Below are 16,284 nucleotides of genomic sequence, written 5' to 3'. Positions count from 1 at the left end.
GGCGGCCTCAGCCGGACGCCACGGTGCCGGGCGCCGCGCCGGCCCCGGCCGGACCCGGGGCGGCGCCCGGCCGGCGGGCCACCGCGAGGAGGGTGACGCCGACGCCCACCACCGCCCAGGCCGCCAGCACCAGGAACGGCTGCGTCAGCCGGCTGCCGCCGAGGTAGGCGATCGACCGGGCCGCGTCGGTGCCCGCGCCGTTGGGGATCCACGCACCGATCGCCCGCCAGAACGGCGGCATCAGCGGCGGCGGGAACACCCCGCCCGCGCTGGGGTTGCCGAGCACCACGAACACGAGCACCGCGAGCCCGATGCCGACCACGTCGAAGAGGCACTCCAGCGCCATGGTGAACGCGCCGACCGCGAACACCACCAGGCTGCCGAGCCCCCACAGGGCCCAGCCGGAGCCGGGCAGCGCGTTCAGGACCGGCCCGATGATCACCGCCCCGCCGAGGCCCGCCGCCACGGAGTAGACGACGAGGGTGGCGAGCCGGATCAGCGCCCGGTGCGTGTTGGCGGGCCGGGAGCCGGCGCTGATGCCGAGGATCGACGCCACCAGGTAGCCGCCCACGCACCAGCCGACCACCAGGTAGAAGGAGGAGAGGCCCTCGGCGTCGCCCTCCGCGAGCGGCACGACGTCCTCGACGGCGAGCGTGCGCCGCTGACGGCTGTCGAGGCCGCCCACGATCTGTTCGGCGGCGGTCGCCGCGGCCGGGCCGCGGGCCGCCGCGACGAGCAGCGTGTCCTTCGTGCCGGCGGGGTCGACCAGCCAGGCGGCGTAGATCTCCTGGTCGCGGATGCGCTGGACGGCGGTGGCCCGGTCAGGAGCGGTGCTCGACCGGACGGCCTCGCCGGGGACGGCGTCGAGGGCGGCGACGAACTGCGGCGCGGCCCGCGCGGGGGCGACGACGGCGATCGACAGCCGGTGCGGGCTCGGGTCGTGGAGCGCGCCGACGTAGCTGGCGATGAAGCCGAGCTGCAGCAGCAGCACCGCGAGCACGAGGAGGGCGGCGCGCGGGGTGACCGCGTCCCTGATCTCGGCGGGGAATCCGCGGCGCGGACCGGCCATCGACTGCCTCCGGGAATCGGACTGGGACGAAAGTGGATCAAGCGGACACTTCATAGCATGAAGCAGTTGCCGGAGGGGGGAGGCGCCGCCTGCGGGATACTGGGCGCCATGAGTGACCAGGAGTCGGCGGAGCAGGCGTTCCGCGCGGTGGAGCGGGAGGTGGCGCTGCTGTTCCGGCGCGGCCGCGCGCGGTCGGCCGAGATGTCGCGGCGGGTGCACCCCGAGCTGGAGGGCGGGGCCTACAGTCTGCTGGCCTTCGTGGAGGAGACCGGCCGGGTGCGACTCACCGACATCGGGGTGCACTTCGGCATCGGCAAGGCCTCGATCAGCCGACAGGTGAAGCACCTGGAGGAGCTGGGGCTCGTGCGCCGGGAGGTCGACCCGCTCGACCGCCGCTCCTCGCTGGTCTCCCTCACCGGTGACGGCGCCGCCCGCTACCAGCGGGCCCGCGACGCCCGGATGGACCGCTTCCGCGAGCTGATGGCGGCCTGGGGCGACGACGACGTCGAGCGGTTCGCCGAACTGCTGCACCGCTTCAACGACATCGCCGCGGAGTCGATGTCCGTCTGAGCGCGTCCCGTGCGTCCTGCGCGTCCTGCGCGTCCTGAACGGGCACCGCCCGGCCCTTCGGGGCCGGGCTTTACTTGCGCTTGGCGAAAGTTGCCTTACTCAACCATCGAGCTTACGGTTGCTTGAGGCAACGAAATTTCACGTCGAAGGAAGCCCATGACCCCGACGACCCCCATGACGCACCGCCAAGTCCTGGAAGCCCTCTCCGGCCTGCTCCTGGGCCTCTTCGTGGCCGTGCTCTCCTCGACCGTCGTCTCCAACGCCCTGCCGACGATCCTCACCGACCTGCACGGCGGCGAATCCGCCTACACCTGGGTGATCACCGCCACCCTGCTCTCCCTCACCGCCTCCACCCCCATCTGGGGCAAGCTCTCCGACCTGGTCAGCAAGAAGCTGCTCGTCCAGATCGCCCTCGTCATCTACATCGCGTCCTCCGCCCTCGCCGGTCTCTCCCAGAACACCGGCCAGCTCATCGGCTGCCGCGTGCTCCAGGGCATCGGCGCCGGCGGCGTCACCGCCCTCGCCCAGATCTGCCTGGCCGCGATGGTGTCGCCCCGCGAGCGCGGCCGCTACAGCGGCTACTTCGGCGCCGTCTTCGCCCTCGCCACCATCGGCGGCCCGCTGATCGGCGGCGTCATCGTCGACACCGACTGGCTCGGCTGGCGCTGGTGCTTCTACGTCGGCATCCCGTTCTCGCTGCTCGCCATCGCCGTCCTCCAGCGCACCCTGCGGCTGCCCGTCACCCCGCGCGCCACCAAGGCCCGCATCGACTACCTCGGCGCGCTGCTCATCACCGCCGCCGCCAGCCTCCTGATGATCTGGGTCAGCCTGGCCGGCAAGAACTACGACTGGGCCTCCTGGCAGACCGCGGCCATGCTCGGCGGCACCGCCGTGCTGGTCGTGCTCTTCGTCGCCGCCGAACGCCGCGCCGCCGAGCCCGTCGTGCCGCTCGACCTCTTCCGGCACCGCACGGTCACCCTCTCCGCCATCGCGAGCGTGCTGGTCGGCGTCGGCATGTACGGCGCCACGACCTTCCTCAGCCAGTACTTCCAGCTCGCCCGCGAGAAGTCGCCCACCATGGCCGGCCTGCTCACCCTGCCGATGATCCTCGGGCTCGCGGTCTCCTCCACCGTCGCCGGCAAGCTCATCACCCGCTACGGCCGCTGGAAGGGCTACCTCGTCGCCGGCACCCTGCTGCTCGCGGTCGGCTTCGGCCTGCTCGGCACCGCCCGCGCCGACACCGCGTACGGCCTGCTCGCCCTCTACATGGCGCTCGCCGGCATCGGCCTCGGCCTGACCATGCAGAACCTCGTGCTCGCCGTGCAGAACACCGTGCCCCGCGAGGAGCTCGGCTCGGCCAGCTCCACCGTCACCTTCTTCCGCACCATGGGCGGCGCCATCGGCGTCTCGGCCCTCGGCGCGCTGATGTCCGACCGGGTCGCGCGCTACCTGGCCGAGAACCTCGCCAAGGCGGGCGTCCACCCCGCCGCCGGGGGTCTCGGCGGCGGCGAGATCCCGGACCTGCACGCGCTGCCCGCACCGGTCGTCCCGCTCGTCACGGACGCCTTCGGCCGCGGTGTCGGCATGGTGTTCCTGCTGGCTGCGCCGTTCGCTCTGGCGGCCTTCGTGGTCGTGCTGTTCATCCGCGAGGCGCCGCTGCGCGGCACCGTGGACACCCCGGCCGCCCGGGCGCCGGAGCTCGTCAAGGACTGAGCCCGGCACGCGCGTACGGCGAAGGGCCCGACCTCCGAGGTCGGGCCCTTCGCCGTACGTCGTGCGCCGGTCGCCTCAGCGGCCGGCGATCATCGTGATCCCGTAGAAGACCACGGAGGCGCAGGCGCTGAAGCACAGGGCCGCACCGGCCAGTGCGAGGTTGCCGCTGCCCGCGCCGGGGATGCCCGAGCGGACGGCCTCCTGCGCGGCCTCGCGGCGCGACAGCGCCAGGATGCCGAGGGCGAAGGCCGCGACCACCGCGACCGTCACGCCGAAGCTGATGCCCGCGGTCTGGGCGAGGGCGCTCCACTTGATGTCCATGGTTCTCTCCGTCCTGTCCGTGACCGGGCCGTCAGGCCGCGACGGTGGTGGTGGCGGGCGTCGGGGCGGCGGCCTGGACCGGCACCTCGACCTCCTGCACGTCGTTGACGTTGCCGGCGGTGACCGGCTGGCGGCGCGAGAGGAGCCACATCGCGCCGGAACCGGCGACCAGGGCGGCACCGACCAGCGCGACGCCCCACGCGCCCTGGTCCGCGACGAAGGCCGCGGCACCGGCCACCGTGGCGGCGGCGGGCAGGGTCAGGCCCCAGGTGTAGACCATACGGCGCACCAGGCTCCAGCGCAGCTCGCGCTTGGGGCCGCCGAGGCCCGCGCCCATGATGCCGCCGGAGCAGACCTGGGTGGTGGAGAGGCCGTAGCCCATGTGCGTCGAGGTGAGGATGACCGCGGTGGCGGCCGTCTCGGTGGCCAGGCCCTGCCGCGGCCGGATGTCGGTCAGGCCCTTGCCCATCGAGCGGATGATGCGCCAGCCGCCCATGTACGTGCCGAGGGCGATGGCGGCGCCCGCGCTCACGATGACCCAGACCGGCGGCAGCGCGCCGGGCTTCAGGGCGCCGACGGAGACCAGGGTCAGGGTGATGATGCCCATGGTCTTCTGCGCGTCGTTGGTGCCGTGCGCCAGCGAGATCAGCGACGACGAGAACATCTGGCCGCGCCGGAACCCCTTGTCGGTCGTGGTCTCACGGCCGCCGCGGGTGATCAGGTACGCCAGCTTGGTGGCGCCGAAGGCGGCCAGGCCGGCCACGAGCGGGGAGGCCACGGCCGGGATGAGGATCTTGGTGGCGACGACGTCGAAGTTCACGCCGTCCATGCCGACGCCGACCACGGTGGCGCCGATCAGGCCGCCGTACAGCGCGTGCGAGGAGCTTGACGGCAGGCCGCGCAGCCAGGTCAGCAGGTTCCAGAGGATCGCCCCGACCAGGGCGGCGAAGATGATGGACGGCTCGACGCCGACCTTCTCGTTCACGATGCCGCCGGAGATGGTGGTGGCCACCTTCACGGAGAGGAAGGCCCCGGCGAAGTTGAGGACGGCGGCGATGGTGACCGCGACCTTGGGCTTGAGGGCTCCCGTCGCGATGGAGGTGGCCATCGCGTTGGCGGTGTCGTGGAAGCCGTTGGTGAAGTCGAAGGCGAGCGCCGTGATGATCACAACGGCCACCAGGAACGTGATGTGTTCCATAACCAAACAATCGTCGTAGTTGTCGGACTGACGCTGCTGTCCTGCGTGACCGTAGGGAGCCTGGGTGAACGGAAGGTTAACTGGGCCCGGCATCACGGCTCCGAGGGTTGCGAAGGGGTTGCGGGGAAGGTGTGAAAGCGTGGACTCCGAGGCCTCGTACCGCGGTTATGTCCGCTTGGGTCCCGCTTGGTGGCGGTTTGCTGAGAGGTGTCTCACACCCGTTCCCGCCCCCCGGTGAGGAGTGGCTGAGAATTCACCGGCCCGACCGCCGGCCCCCTGCCGTTACCGGTGCGTCACATGGCAGGATTCTGCGCAGATCACCGGGCACCGGGCCCGGCAGTGCTGGACTGGGGAGGGCGGCCGATGACGGCTGGACAGCGCACGGAGACCGGCATCCGCCCATGGGTGCGCGCAGCGCTGCGCTGCGGAGCGGTGCTCGCAGCCGCCGCCCTGTCCCTCCCGATGGCCACCGCCGCGTACGCCGCGCCCGAGCCCGGTCCGTCGATCGGCGTCTCCGCCGGCGCCGACCCGCTCGCGGCGGCTAAGGCCACCCTCGGCCCGATGCTCGACCGGCTGCACCAGCTGTACCAGGAGGCCGAGGCCGCGACCGAGCAGTACAACACGGCCGTCGCCCAGCAGGCCGCGCAGCAGCAGCTCGTCGACGACCTCAGGGCCCGGCTGGTCTCGCAGCAGACCGCCGTCGACGCCGGGGTGGAGATCGCGGCCCAGCTCGCCGCCGCCCAGTACCGCAACGGACGGGCCTCCGACCTCGCCGACCTGATGCTCGCCGAGAACCCCTACCAGGCCGTGGTCATCGCGCAGCTGCTCGACGCCGCCGGCCGCTCCCAGAAGGCGTTCCTCGACCGCCTCACCTCGGACCGCGCCACCCTGGTCGAGCTCCGCTCCCAGGCCGAGCTCGCCCTCGCCCGGGCGGGCGTGCTCGCCACCCAGCAGGAGGCCGCCAAGACCGACGTCGCCAAGCGGCTGACCGCGGTCGAGGACATGGTCGCCTCCCTCACCGGCGCGCAGCGCAGCGAGCTGGAGGCCCTGGAGCGCCAGCAGGCCGACGAGGCCCAGCTCGCCTTCCTCGCCTCCGGCGCCCTCGGCAAGGGCGAGCGCACGCCCTCCGCCGCGGGCCGCCAGGCCGTCGCGTACGCGCTGAAGCAGCTCGGCAAGGACTACGTCTGGGGCGGTGCCGGGCCCAACGTCTTCGACTGTTCCGGCCTGACCTCGCAGGCCTGGCTGCACGCCGGCGTGCCGATCCCGCGGACCAGCCAGGTGCAGTGGGCGCAGCTCAAGCACGTGCCGCTCAACCAGATCCGCCCCGGCGACCTGATCGTCTACTTCGGCGGCGCCACCCACATCGCCATGTACATCGGCGGCGGCCTCATCGTGCAGGCCCCGCACACCGGCGACGTCGTCAAGGTCTCCAAGATCGGTGCGATGCCGATCCTCGGCGCCGTCCGGCCCGACCCCGACGCGGCCGGCGACGACAAGGGCGGCCAGTGGAAGGTCCCGGACGTGAAGGTGGGCGAGGTGAAGATCGCCCCCGCCAAGCCGACCACGATCCCGCCGCGGCCCACCCCGCCGACCGTGCCGACCCCGCCGGCCACGGGCACCCCGTCCGGCAGCCCCACGGGCACGCCGTCCGCCCCGGGCACCCCGTCGACGCCGGGCACGCCCTCCGTCCCGGGCACCCCCTCCGTCCCGGGCACGCCGTCCGGCACCGGCACGCCCTCCGCGGCCGACTCGCCCTCGACCGTGGGCTCGCGGTCGGCCTCGGCCTCGGTGGCGGCCACGTCGCCGTCCTCCGCCGCCCCGACGGAGCAGTAGCAGTAGCGGCGGGGACGGCGGAGGGGGCCGTCAGGCCCCGCTGTCCGGCTCGAAGCGGACCACCACCGCCTTGGAGGTCGGCGTGTTGCTGACCTCCGCGGTGGAGTCCAGCGGCACCAGGACGTTCGTCTCCGGGTAGTAGGCGGCCGCACCGCCGAGCGCGACCGGGTAGTGCACCACCCGGAAGTGCGGGGCGCGGCGCTCCACGCCGTCCCTCCACTCGCTCACCAGGTCGACGTACCGCCCGTCGGCGAGGCCCAGCCGCTCGGCGTCGGCCGGGTTCACCAGGACCACGCGGCGGCCGCCGGTGATGCCGCGGTAGCGGTCGTCCAGGCCGTAGACCGTGGTGTTGTACTGGTCGTGCGAGCGCAGCGTCTGCAGCAGCAGGCGGCCGGCCGGCACCTCGGGCGCGGTCAGCGGGTTGACCGTGAAGTTGGCCCGGCCCGTCGCGGTCGGGAAGGTGCGGGTGTCGCGCGGGCCGTGCGGCAGGGCGAAGCCGCCCGGCCGCCGGACCTTCTCGTTGAAGCCGTCGAAACCGGCCACCACCCGGGATATCCGGTCCCGCACGGTGTCGTACGCGGTGGCGAACTCCTCCCAGGGCGTGGCGTCGTCGGGCCCGAAGACCTCGCGGGCCAGCCGGCAGACGATCGCCGGTTCGGAGAGCAGCGTGTCGGACGGCGGCCGCAGCCCGCCGCGCGAGGAGTGCACCATGCCCATCGAGTCCTCGACGGTGACGAACTGGGCCCCGGCGGACGTCAGGTCCCGGTCGGTGCGGCCGAGCGTCGGCAGGATCAGCGCGCGGGCACCGGTCACCACGTGCGAGCGGTTGAGCTTGGTGGAGACGTGCACGGTGAGCCGGCAGCGGCGCATCGCGGCCTCGGTCACCGCGGTGTCGGGGGTCGCGGCGACGAAGTTGCCGCCCATCGCGAAGAACACCCGCACCCGGCCGTCGCGCATCGCCCGGATGGTGTCGACCGAGTCGAGCCCGTGCTCGCGCGGCGGCTCGAAGCCGAACTCCGCGCCGAGCGCGTCGAGGAAGGCGGCCGCGGGGCGTTCGAAGATGCCCATCGTGCGGTCGCCCTGGACGTTGCTGTGCCCGCGCACCGGGCAGACGCCCGCGCCGGGCCGGCCCACGTTGCCGCGCAGCAGAAGGAAGTTGACGACCTCCCGGATGGTCGGCACGGCGTGCCGGTGCTGGGTCAGGCCCATCGCCCAGCAGACGACGATCTTCTGCGAGGAGAGCACCAGCCGGGCGAGCTCCTCGATCTGCTCCCAGGGCAGGCCGGTGGCGGCGAGCACCTCCGCCCGGTCCGTCGTCGCCGCCTCCGCGGCGAACTCCTCGAAGCCGTGGCAGTGTTCGGCGACGAACGCCTCGTCGACGCCGTCCTCGGCGGCCAGCACCAGCTGGTTCAGCGCCCGGAAGAGCGCGAGGTCGCCGCCGAGCCGGATCTGCAGGAACAGATCGGTGAGCTTCGTGCCGGAGCCGGCCAGGCCGCGCGCGTTCTGCGGGTTCTTGAACCGCTCCAGCCCCGCCTCCGGCAGCGGGTTGACCGAGACGATCGTCGCGCCGGCCCGCTTCGCCCGCTCCAGGGCGGAGAGCATCCGCGGGTGGTTGGTGCCCGGGTTCTGCCCGGCGACGATGATCAGGTCGGCCTGGTACAGGTCCTTCAGGTGCACGCTGCCCTTGCCGATGCCCAGGGTCTCCACCAGCGCCGAACCGGACGACTCGTGGCACATGTTGGAGCAGTCCGGCAGGTTGTTGGTGCCGAGCCGCCGGGCGAACAGCTGGTAGAGGAACGCGGCCTCGTTGCTGGTGCGGCCCGAGGTGTAGAACGCGGCGGCATCCGGGGTGTCGAGCGCCCGCAGCTCCTCGGCGACGATCCCGAGGGCCCGCTCCCAGGAGACCGGCACGTACGTGTCCGCGCCCTCCTCCAGCAGCATCGGCGCGGTCAGCCGGCCCTGCTGGCCCAGCCAGTAGCCGGACCGCTCCGCCAGCTCGGAGACCGGGTGCGCGGCGAAGAACTCCGCGGTGATCCGACGCTCGGTGGCCTCCTCGGCGACGGCCTTCGCGCCGTTCTCGCAGAACTCCGCGGTGTGCGTGTGCTCCGGCTCCGGCCAGGCGCAGCCCGGGCAGTCGAAGCCGTCCGGCTGGTTGACCTTGCGCAGGGTGGCCAGGGTGCGCCGGGCGCCCATCTGCTCGCCCGCCATGCGCAGGGTGTGCAGTACCGCGGGGGTGCCGGCCGCCGCGTGCTGCGGGGCGGATATGCGCGGCGCGTCCTGCGCCGGGTCGACCTGCGGGGCCTGCTTGGCCATGACGGGCTCCTCCTCCACCGGGCCCGGCAGCGTCGCCGCGGCACCGGATCCATCCTTCCACCGTCCGGCCCGCGCGGTCCGCCGAGGTCGGGGCGGTGGCAGGATGTGCGGCGCCAGCGCCGCCGAGCCGTGAACGAGGTCGACCATGCCGTCCGTCGAGAAGCCCGAGGGCCGGTTCGGCCCGCCCGCCGACCCGGCCGCGGCACCGGCCGCACCGGTAGCGCCGCCGGCCCCGGCGGTGCCGCCCGCGCAGCCCGTGGACGCGCCGCCCCCGGCCGTGCCGCAGGTGCCCGCGCAGCCCTCGGAGCCGTCCGCCGCCCCCGGGCCCGCCGCCGTGCAGCCCGTCGACGCGGCGCCGGGTGGGGCGGGCGCCGAGGTCCGGGCGCTGCTGGTGCGGCTGAGCGACGCCGCCGACACGGCGCCCACCCCCGACGGTGCGGTGCACCTGCTGGAGGCGGTCGCCCGCGAGGCGACGGCCCTGCTGGGCCGCTACGACCGCGACACCCTGACCGCCTGGCGCCGGCTCGGGCTCCGGCGGTCCGCCGCGGGCGATCCGTCCGGCGCCGCCCACCTGCTGGGCCAGGTCGCCGCCGACGCCGCACAGGCGCTCGGCCCGCACGACCCGGACACCCTGGAGACCCGCACGGCGCACGCCCGGGCGGTCGGCGCCGCCGGCGACCCGTACGGCGCCGTGCACCTGCTGCGCGAGGTGCAGCCCGCGCTCGTGCAGGCCGTCGGGCCGTACGACGTGCGGGCCCTCGCCGCGCAGTGCGGGCTCGCCGACGCGCTCGCCCGGGCCGGGGACGTCGTGTCGGCCGTCGGCGTGCTGCTGGAGATCGTTCCGGTCGTGCAGCACCACCTGGGCCCCGCCCATCCGCTGCTCGGCGAGGCCCGCTGCCTGCTGGGCCGGCTCGTGCCGCAGTGGCGGCGGCTCTCCGGCGGTGGAGGGCTGCTGCCGGTCGCCGCGGTGGCGATGGTGCACCGGCTGCTGGTCTGGGACTTCGACTCCGACCGGGAGGCCGACCTCTTCCTCACCGAGCTGGAGCGCGCCACCGGCCACCGCGACCTGGCCGGCCGGCTCGCCGCCGTGCCGGACGAGCTGTCGGCGGATCAGGCGACGGCGATGCTGCTCGGGCCCGGCTGAGCGCCGCCGGTCGGGCCGTCGCCCGCGAGGACGCGCAGCAGCGCCCGCGCGGCGGCGTCGTTCTGGCGGAAGCCCGGCGCGTTCGTGTACGGCCGGGCGAAGGCCGCGTAGCTGCGGGCCGAGGTGTGCGGGCCGAGCGCGGTGCGGCGGGGGTGCGGGGCGCCGCCGAGGCCCGGGTCGAGCAGCCGGCCGTCGGCGGGGGTGACGGCGACCAGCCCCGAACGGTGGACGTGGCCGGCGTCCGCGGTGACCTCCTCGGCCACCCGGCCCGCCCGGTGCAGCCGGTGCAGCACGGGGTCGGCGGTGCGGTCGAGGGCGTGCCGCGGCAGGTACGCCTCGATCAGGGCGGTGGCCCGCACCGTGCGGCCCGGCACGGTGGGGGAGGCGGCACGGAACGTGCCGTCGCTCTCGTCGGCGGTGACGGTGGCGTCGGCGCCGAGGAAGTGCACCACGCCCGCCTCCGACAGGGCGAGCAACTGCCGCAGCCGGAAGCCGGGCGGCCCGGACGCGAGGAAACTGAAGAAGCCGTTCCACCAGCCGTCGAGCTCCTCGGCGACCGAGCGGGCGGTGAGGCGGCCGGAGGCGGCGAGCCGCGGCAGCTGCCCGTAGAGCGACAGCAGGGCCAGGAAGGCTCCGAGGTCGGCGCTGTGGGCCGGGTCGGCGCGGCGGTCGGCGTCCGCCCGGACGTACGCCCGCAGGTGCTGCTGGAGCCGGTCGCCGTCGGCGAGCCGCAGGCCGGCGAGCGGGCGGTCGAGCCGTTCGAAGTCGAGCCGGTCGGCGGGGTCGGGCACGGCGGCGGCGACGAGCGCGACGCGCTCCGGGCCGTACCAGTCGAGCGGGTCGTAGGCCGCGAGGAACTCCGCCCAGGGGAGTGCGGTGCGTTCCGGGTGGGCGTGGAACAGCTCGTGGTAGTGGCCGAAACCGATCTCCTTGGCCATCAGCGGCCAGACGTCGCGGCGGAGTTCGAGCGGCTCCGGCCGGGCCGTCAGGGCGTCGACGGCGTCCGCGCCGAAGTAGCGGGGCAGCGGGGCGGGCGGCCCCTGGAGGCGGTAGTGCGTCTTGGAGTGGTACGGCACACCGCGCCGGGAGCCCGCGTGGATCACCGGTTCGCGGCCGGACGGCAGGTAGCGCAGCCCGTCCGGCGTCTCCTCGAACCGGCCCCCGCGGCCCTCGGTGAGCAGGGCGACGAGGTCGACGAAGGCCAGGCCCAGGCCGCGCAGGATCACCGGCTCGCCCGGCCGCAGGCCGTCCAGGCCGGCGTCCGAGGAGAACGCCGGCGGCAGGTGGAAGCGGCCGTGCCGGGCGGCGAACTCCGCCGTGCCCTGGTACTGCGGCTCGGGCGAGGAGTCGAGGTGGCCGAGGGTGAGCACCACCTGGTCGGCCGTCAGCACGCGGTCGGAGAGCCGCACCCGCTGCACCCCGTCGTCCGGGCCGGAGACGGCCCGCGCGGTGTCGCGGTGCACCGTGACGGTGACGTGCGCGGGCAGGTCGGCGACCGCCCGGCGGAACACCCAGTCCAGGTAGGCGCTCTGCGCGCGGCGGGTCGGGAAGTCCGCCGGGCCGAGCGCGCGGAGCTCCTGCGCGAGCCCCGGGTCGGCGGGCGGCCGGTACGGCGGGTACCGCTCCGGTTCGGCGGCCCACGCGGCGAGCGACGGCCCGGGGCGGACGGGCCCCTCCAGGGTCGAGGAGGTGTCGGTGAACATCGTGACGTCCTCCGCCATCGAGTTCATCCGCAGCAGCGGCGACTGCGCGTACCGCCAGATCCGGCCACCCCCCGGCGGGTACGGGTCGACCAGGTGGATGTGCAGGGGCGCGTCGGCGGGCAGGAGTTCGGGCGCGTTGGCGGCGATCCGCTCCAGCAGCCCGGTGCCGCGCGGCCCGGCGCCGACGATCACCAGGGTGCTCACCGCCGCACCCCCGGCCGTGCGGCGCGCAGGCCGGCGAGCACCCGGGCGTACGGCGTCGGCGGCAGCGCCCCGCGGGTCGAGCCCCGGGCGTAGTGCCGCTCCACGTGGTACTGCACCACGGAGAGCACGCTGGTCACCGCGATGTACCAGAGCGTCGCCACCAGCAGCAGCGGGATGACCTCGTACGTCTGGTTGTAGATCAACTGGGCCGAGAACAGCAGGTCGTGGACGGCCAGCACACTGACGATGCTGGTGCCCTTGAGCGTGCCGACCAGCATGTTGCCGGCGGTCGGCACGATCGAGCGCATCGCCTGCGGCACGACGATCCGCCGCAGCACGCGGGCGCGGCGCAGCCCCAGCGACTGGGCGGCCTCCACCTGCCCCTGGTCGACGGAGAGGATGCCCGCCCGCACCACCTCGGCGGCGAACGCGGCCTCGTGCAGGGTGAGTCCGAGGATCGCGGTGACCGTCGGCCCGAGCAGGTTCACCGTCCGCACGCTGAACAGCTCCGGCCCGTACGGCACCCCCAGCGACAGCGTCGGGTACAGCGCGCCGATGTTGAACCAGAGCAGCAGCTGCACCAGCACCGGCGTCGCCCGGAACACCCAGACGTAGCCCCAGCTCAGTGCCGAGAGCACCGGGTTGCCGGACAGCCGGGCCACCGCCAGCAGCGTGCCCAGGGCGAAGCCCAGCACCATCACGGCGGCCGTCAGCCACAGGGTCAGCAGCAGCCCCTGCACGATCGCGGCGCTGGTGAGGTAGCGGCCGACGACGTCCCACCGGAAGGCGGCGTTGCGGGCCACCGACTGCAGCACCAGCGCGAGGACGAGCAGGGCGAGGCCTGCGGCCAGCGGGCGTCCGGCGCGGCGGCGCGGCACGATCACCGGCTCGACGGGGACGGGCGGCGGTGCGACGGCGGGCGGCAGGACGTCGTGCGACGTGGCCATGGGGAACTCCAGGGTGCGGGCGGACAGGCGGGCCTGCGGTCCGTCGCGCGCGCCGTGTCCCTCAACACGGCGGGAGCCGCCGGGACATCGGCCGGGCTCCGGGGCACCTCGCTCCGGGCAGGATCGTACGCGTATCCGAACGCCGCCTGTCAAGGGCGCCCCCGCACCGCCCGCGACCGGCCGCCGCCGGACAGTGGTTGACGAACTCCCCTGGTCACTGCTCAACTTGACGCCATGAACGCCGAGCAGCGCCTGGTCACGCGCGACCACATCGACTTCGGTCGGGTGTGGTCCGCAGCGTGTTGCGTCTGACCCGGCAGCAGGCCGCCTGACCGGCCCTTTCTTCCCCCGGGAGACTCTCCCTCGTCCGCCCCGCCGTGTGGGGCCGGGACGCCGTCCGCGCCCGCGGACCAGCACCAGGCGCATGCTGCCGCCTCCTCCGCGCACCCGCTCCACCCGGTGACACGCCGGGTCCCGTCGCGCGCACCCCGCCCGTCCCGTCCGCCGCGGCCCTGCCCGTCCGCGGTCCCGCCCGCCTGCCCGTGCCCCCCGCGACCCCCGCCCGCACCACCGGGCCGCGCCGCGCCGTGCGCGCGCCGGACCACGCCCGCCCGCCGGGCCGGCCCCGTGCGCCCCGGGCACGTCCGGCACCCCCGAAGAGAGGCCCGCCATGCCCGTCGAGTTCCTCGGCATCGCCGCCACCGGCGACGGCTCCGAGACCACCCCCCGCACCACCGCCGCCTTCGACCGCGACTACACGCTGCGCCTCGCCCGCGCCCACGAGGACCACGGCTGGGACCGCGTGCTCTTCGCCTACGGAGCCGGCTCGCCCGAGCCCGCGGCCGCCGCCGCGTTCCTCGCCACCAGGCTCGACCGGCTGCAGATCCTCCTCGCCCACCGCCCCAACGTCTCCTACCCGACCTTCGCCGCCAAGACCTTCGCCACCCTCGACCACATCAGCGACGGCCGGCTGACCGTGCACTTCATCACCGGCGGCAACGACCACGAGCAGCAGCGCGAGGGCGACTTCCTCACCAAGGACGAGCGCTACGACCGCACCCGCGAGTACATCGGCATCGTCAAGAAGGCCTGGACGAGCCGCGAGCCCTTCGACCACGAGGGCACCCACTACCGCTTCCGCGACTTCGTCTCCGACGTCCTCCCCGTGCAGCAGCCCCGGCCTGGCGTCTCCTTCGGCGGCTCCTCCGACGCCGCGTACGCGGTCGGCGGGGCCGAGGCCGACGTCTACTGCCTGTGGGGCGAACCGCTGGCCCGCACCGCCGAGCAGATCGACCGCGTCCGCGCCGCCGCGCGCGCCGCGGGCCGCACCGACACCCCGCGCATCCAGGTGGCGTTCCGGCCGATCATCGCCCCCACCGAGGCACTCGCCTGGGAGAAGGCGCACCGCACCGTCGACGCCATCAGGGCCCGTCGCGCCGGCCAGGACCTCGTGCGCCGCCGCCTGGTCACCGACGGCCCGGAGAACACCGGCTCGCAGCGGCTGATCGAGATCGCCGAGGCCGGCGAACGCTACGACCGCGCGCTGTGGACGCCGACCGCCGCCGCCACCGGCGGCGCCGGAAACTCCAACGCCCTCGTCGGCACCCCCGAGACCGTCGCCGAAGCCCTCCTCGACTACTACGACCTCGGCGTCGACATCCTCTCCGCCCGCGGCTACGACCACATCGACGACGCGATCGACTTCGGCCGGTACGTCATCCCGATCGTCCGCGAGGAGGTCGCCAAGCGGGACGCCGCCAAGGCCGCCGCCCGCGAGAACGACCGCCACCAGCTGATCGCGGCCCAGGCATGACCCTCACCACCGAGGTGCGGGCCGTCCGGCTGGGCGACCCGCTCACCGAACCCCTCGTCCGCGAGCTCACCCACGAGTACCTGACCCGCTACGGGCCCGGCGCGCACGACGAGATGGCCCGCTACCCCGCGGAGGAGTTCGCCCCGCCCGGCGGCCTGCTGCTCCTCCTGCTGGAGGACGGCGCACCCGTCGCCGGCGGGGCGTACCGGCGGCACGCCGACCCCGGCACCGCCGAGGTCAAGCGCATGTGGACGCACTCCGCGCACCGGCGCCGCGGACTCGCCCGCCGGGTCCTCGCCGAACTGGAACAGGCCGCGGCCGCCCACGGCTACCGCCGGATCTTCCTCACCACCGGACCGCTCCAGCCGGAGGCCCGCGGCCTCTACCTGGCGACCGGCTACACCCCGCTCTTCGACCCGGCGGCGGTGCCCGTCGAGCCCCACCCGCTGCCCTTCGAGAAACACCTGACCACCGCACGACACCCCGGACCCGAGGAGACGCGCCACCCGTGAGACACCGACTCCCCGCCGCGGCGGCCGCGGCCGCCGCCCTGCTCCTGCTGGCCGCCTGCGGTGCGGGGCCCGACGCCTCCGGCCCGGCCGCCGGCGACCCCGCCGCGTCCGCCGCCCGGCAGGACGTCCTCGCCGCCGTGCAGAAGTCCGACGCGGCGGCCGCCCTGCTCCCCGCGGACGTCCGTGCCGCCGGCACCCTCAAGCTCGGCGGCTCGGTCGGCACCCCGCCGAGCGCGTTCTACCCGGACGCCGCCACGAAGAAGCCCGCCGGCCTCGACGTCGACTTCGCCGACGCCGTCGCGAAGGTCCTCGGCCTCACCATCACCCGCGAGGACGCCGCCTTCGAGACCATCCTGCCCGCCCTCGGCAGCGGCAAGTACGACGTCGGCACCGGCAACTTCGGCGTCACCACGGCCCGGTTGAAGACCGTCGACTTCGTCACCTACATCGACGACGGCCAGGGCTTCGCCGTCCGCAAGGACGACACCTCCCTCCAGTCGGTCACCGACCTCGCGCAGCTCTGCGGCCTGACCGTCGGCACCGGTGCCGGCACCACCTTCGAGGCGACCCTCAACGCGAAGAAGAACGTCTGCACCGACGCCGGCCGCAAGCCGTACGAGGTCAAGGCGTTCAGTGACAACGGCGCCGTGCTCACCGGCCTCCAGCAGGGCCGCATCGACGTCGTCATGTCGACCATCAACGGGCTGCGCCACCAGGCCGCCCAGCCCGCCGCCGGCACGCGGTTCCTCGGCGAGTTCCACCGGCTCGACGTCGGCTTCGCCTTCAAGAAGGGCTCGCCGCTCACCCCGGCCTTCCGCGCCGCCGTCAACCAGCTGATCAAGGACGGCACGTACACACGGATCCTGCAGAAGTGGGGCACCGCGGACTCCGCCATCACGGAATCGCGGATCAGCCCGCCCGAGCACACGTGACGCCGCGCCCGC

Annotated in this window: 13 protein-coding genes; 7 read left to right on the top strand and 6 right to left on the bottom strand. The window is 74.5% G+C overall.

The features are described from left to right. Window positions 1–7: 7 nt before the first annotated feature. Complete coding sequence (locus OG335_RS15005; RefSeq protein WP_405011607.1) at window positions 8–1,069, bottom strand: DUF3533 domain-containing protein; 1,062 nt, start codon at window positions 1,067–1,069, stop codon at window positions 8–10. 108 nt (window positions 1,070–1,177) lie between these two features. Between OG335_RS15005 and OG335_RS15000 the strand changes: the two genes are divergently transcribed. Both OG335_RS15000 and OG335_RS14995 read left to right on the top strand, forming a co-directional pair. Beyond that, window positions 1,178–1,639 carry a MarR family winged helix-turn-helix transcriptional regulator gene (locus tag OG335_RS15000; RefSeq protein WP_405011606.1) on the top strand — a complete coding sequence of 154 codons (462 nt, stop codon included), beginning with the start codon at window positions 1,178–1,180 and terminating at the stop codon, window positions 1,637–1,639. Window positions 1,640–1,795: 156 nt separating this feature from the next. Continuing rightward, window positions 1,796–3,352, top strand: a complete 1,557-nt coding sequence (locus OG335_RS14995) for an MDR family MFS transporter (protein ID WP_405011605.1) — start codon at window positions 1,796–1,798, stop codon at window positions 3,350–3,352. Between the two features lie 75 nt (window positions 3,353–3,427). Here the strand turns inward: OG335_RS14995 and OG335_RS14990 are convergent, their stop codons facing one another. Both OG335_RS14990 and OG335_RS14985 read right to left on the bottom strand, forming a co-directional pair. Further along, window positions 3,428–3,673, bottom strand: coding sequence for a hypothetical protein (locus tag OG335_RS14990; RefSeq protein ID WP_405011604.1), 246 nt, complete (start codon window positions 3,671–3,673; stop codon window positions 3,428–3,430). A 31-nt stretch (window positions 3,674–3,704) separates the two neighbouring features. Next, a complete protein-coding gene (locus OG335_RS14985; RefSeq protein ID WP_405011603.1) occupies window positions 3,705–4,871 on the bottom strand; it encodes an anion permease in 1,167 nt (388 codons plus the stop codon). Between the two features lie 363 nt (window positions 4,872–5,234). Between OG335_RS14985 and OG335_RS14980 the strand changes: the two genes are divergently transcribed. Next, window positions 5,235–6,704 (top strand): C40 family peptidase, encoded by a 1,470-nt coding sequence (locus tag OG335_RS14980; RefSeq protein ID WP_405011602.1) that lies wholly within the window; start codon window positions 5,235–5,237, stop codon window positions 6,702–6,704. 30 nt (window positions 6,705–6,734) lie between these two features. Here the strand turns inward: OG335_RS14980 and OG335_RS14975 are convergent, their stop codons facing one another. Next, on the bottom strand, window positions 6,735–9,017 hold the full coding sequence (locus OG335_RS14975; RefSeq protein ID WP_405011601.1) for an FdhF/YdeP family oxidoreductase: 2,283 nt from the start codon (window positions 9,015–9,017) through the stop codon (window positions 6,735–6,737). 145 nt (window positions 9,018–9,162) lie between these two features. Between OG335_RS14975 and OG335_RS14970 the strand changes: the two genes are divergently transcribed. Continuing rightward, window positions 9,163–10,161, top strand: a complete 999-nt coding sequence (locus OG335_RS14970; protein WP_405011600.1) for a hypothetical protein — start codon at window positions 9,163–9,165, stop codon at window positions 10,159–10,161. On the opposite strand, the gene OG335_RS14965 is transcribed toward OG335_RS14970, so the two are convergent. Together OG335_RS14965 and OG335_RS14960 are read right to left on the bottom strand one after the other, a co-directional pair. After that, on the bottom strand, window positions 10,128–12,068 hold the full coding sequence (locus OG335_RS14965; RefSeq protein ID WP_405011599.1) for an FAD/NAD(P)-binding protein: 1,941 nt from the start codon (window positions 12,066–12,068) through the stop codon (window positions 10,128–10,130). The genes OG335_RS14970 and OG335_RS14965 overlap by 34 nt on opposite strands. Next, window positions 12,065–13,015, bottom strand: coding sequence for an amino acid ABC transporter permease (locus OG335_RS14960; protein ID WP_405011598.1), 951 nt, complete (start codon window positions 13,013–13,015; stop codon window positions 12,065–12,067). The genes OG335_RS14965 and OG335_RS14960 overlap by 4 nt, the downstream gene beginning before the upstream one ends. Window positions 13,016–13,685: 670 nt before the next feature. On the opposite strand from OG335_RS14960, the gene OG335_RS14955 reads away from it, so the two are divergent. The 3 genes from OG335_RS14955 to OG335_RS14945 are packed head-to-tail and all read left to right on the top strand — an operon-like array spanning window position 13,686 to window position 16,272. Beyond that, a complete protein-coding gene (locus OG335_RS14955; RefSeq protein ID WP_405011597.1) occupies window positions 13,686–14,828 on the top strand; it encodes an LLM class flavin-dependent oxidoreductase in 1,143 nt (380 codons plus the stop codon). After that, a complete protein-coding gene (locus OG335_RS14950) occupies window positions 14,825–15,340 on the top strand; it encodes a GNAT family N-acetyltransferase (protein WP_405011596.1) in 516 nt (171 codons plus the stop codon). The genes OG335_RS14955 and OG335_RS14950 overlap by 4 nt, the downstream gene beginning before the upstream one ends. Further along, window positions 15,337–16,272, top strand: coding sequence for an ABC transporter substrate-binding protein (locus OG335_RS14945; protein WP_405011595.1), 936 nt, complete (start codon window positions 15,337–15,339; stop codon window positions 16,270–16,272). Before OG335_RS14950 ends, OG335_RS14945 begins: the two co-directional genes overlap by 4 nt. The last annotated feature ends 12 nt before the right edge of the window (window positions 16,273–16,284 follow it).

The organism is Kitasatospora sp. NBC_01539 (assembly GCF_045040525.1).
Classification (GTDB): domain Bacteria; phylum Actinomycetota; class Actinomycetes; order Streptomycetales; family Streptomycetaceae; genus Kitasatospora.
This window is presented reverse-complemented; position numbering and strand designations above follow the sequence as displayed.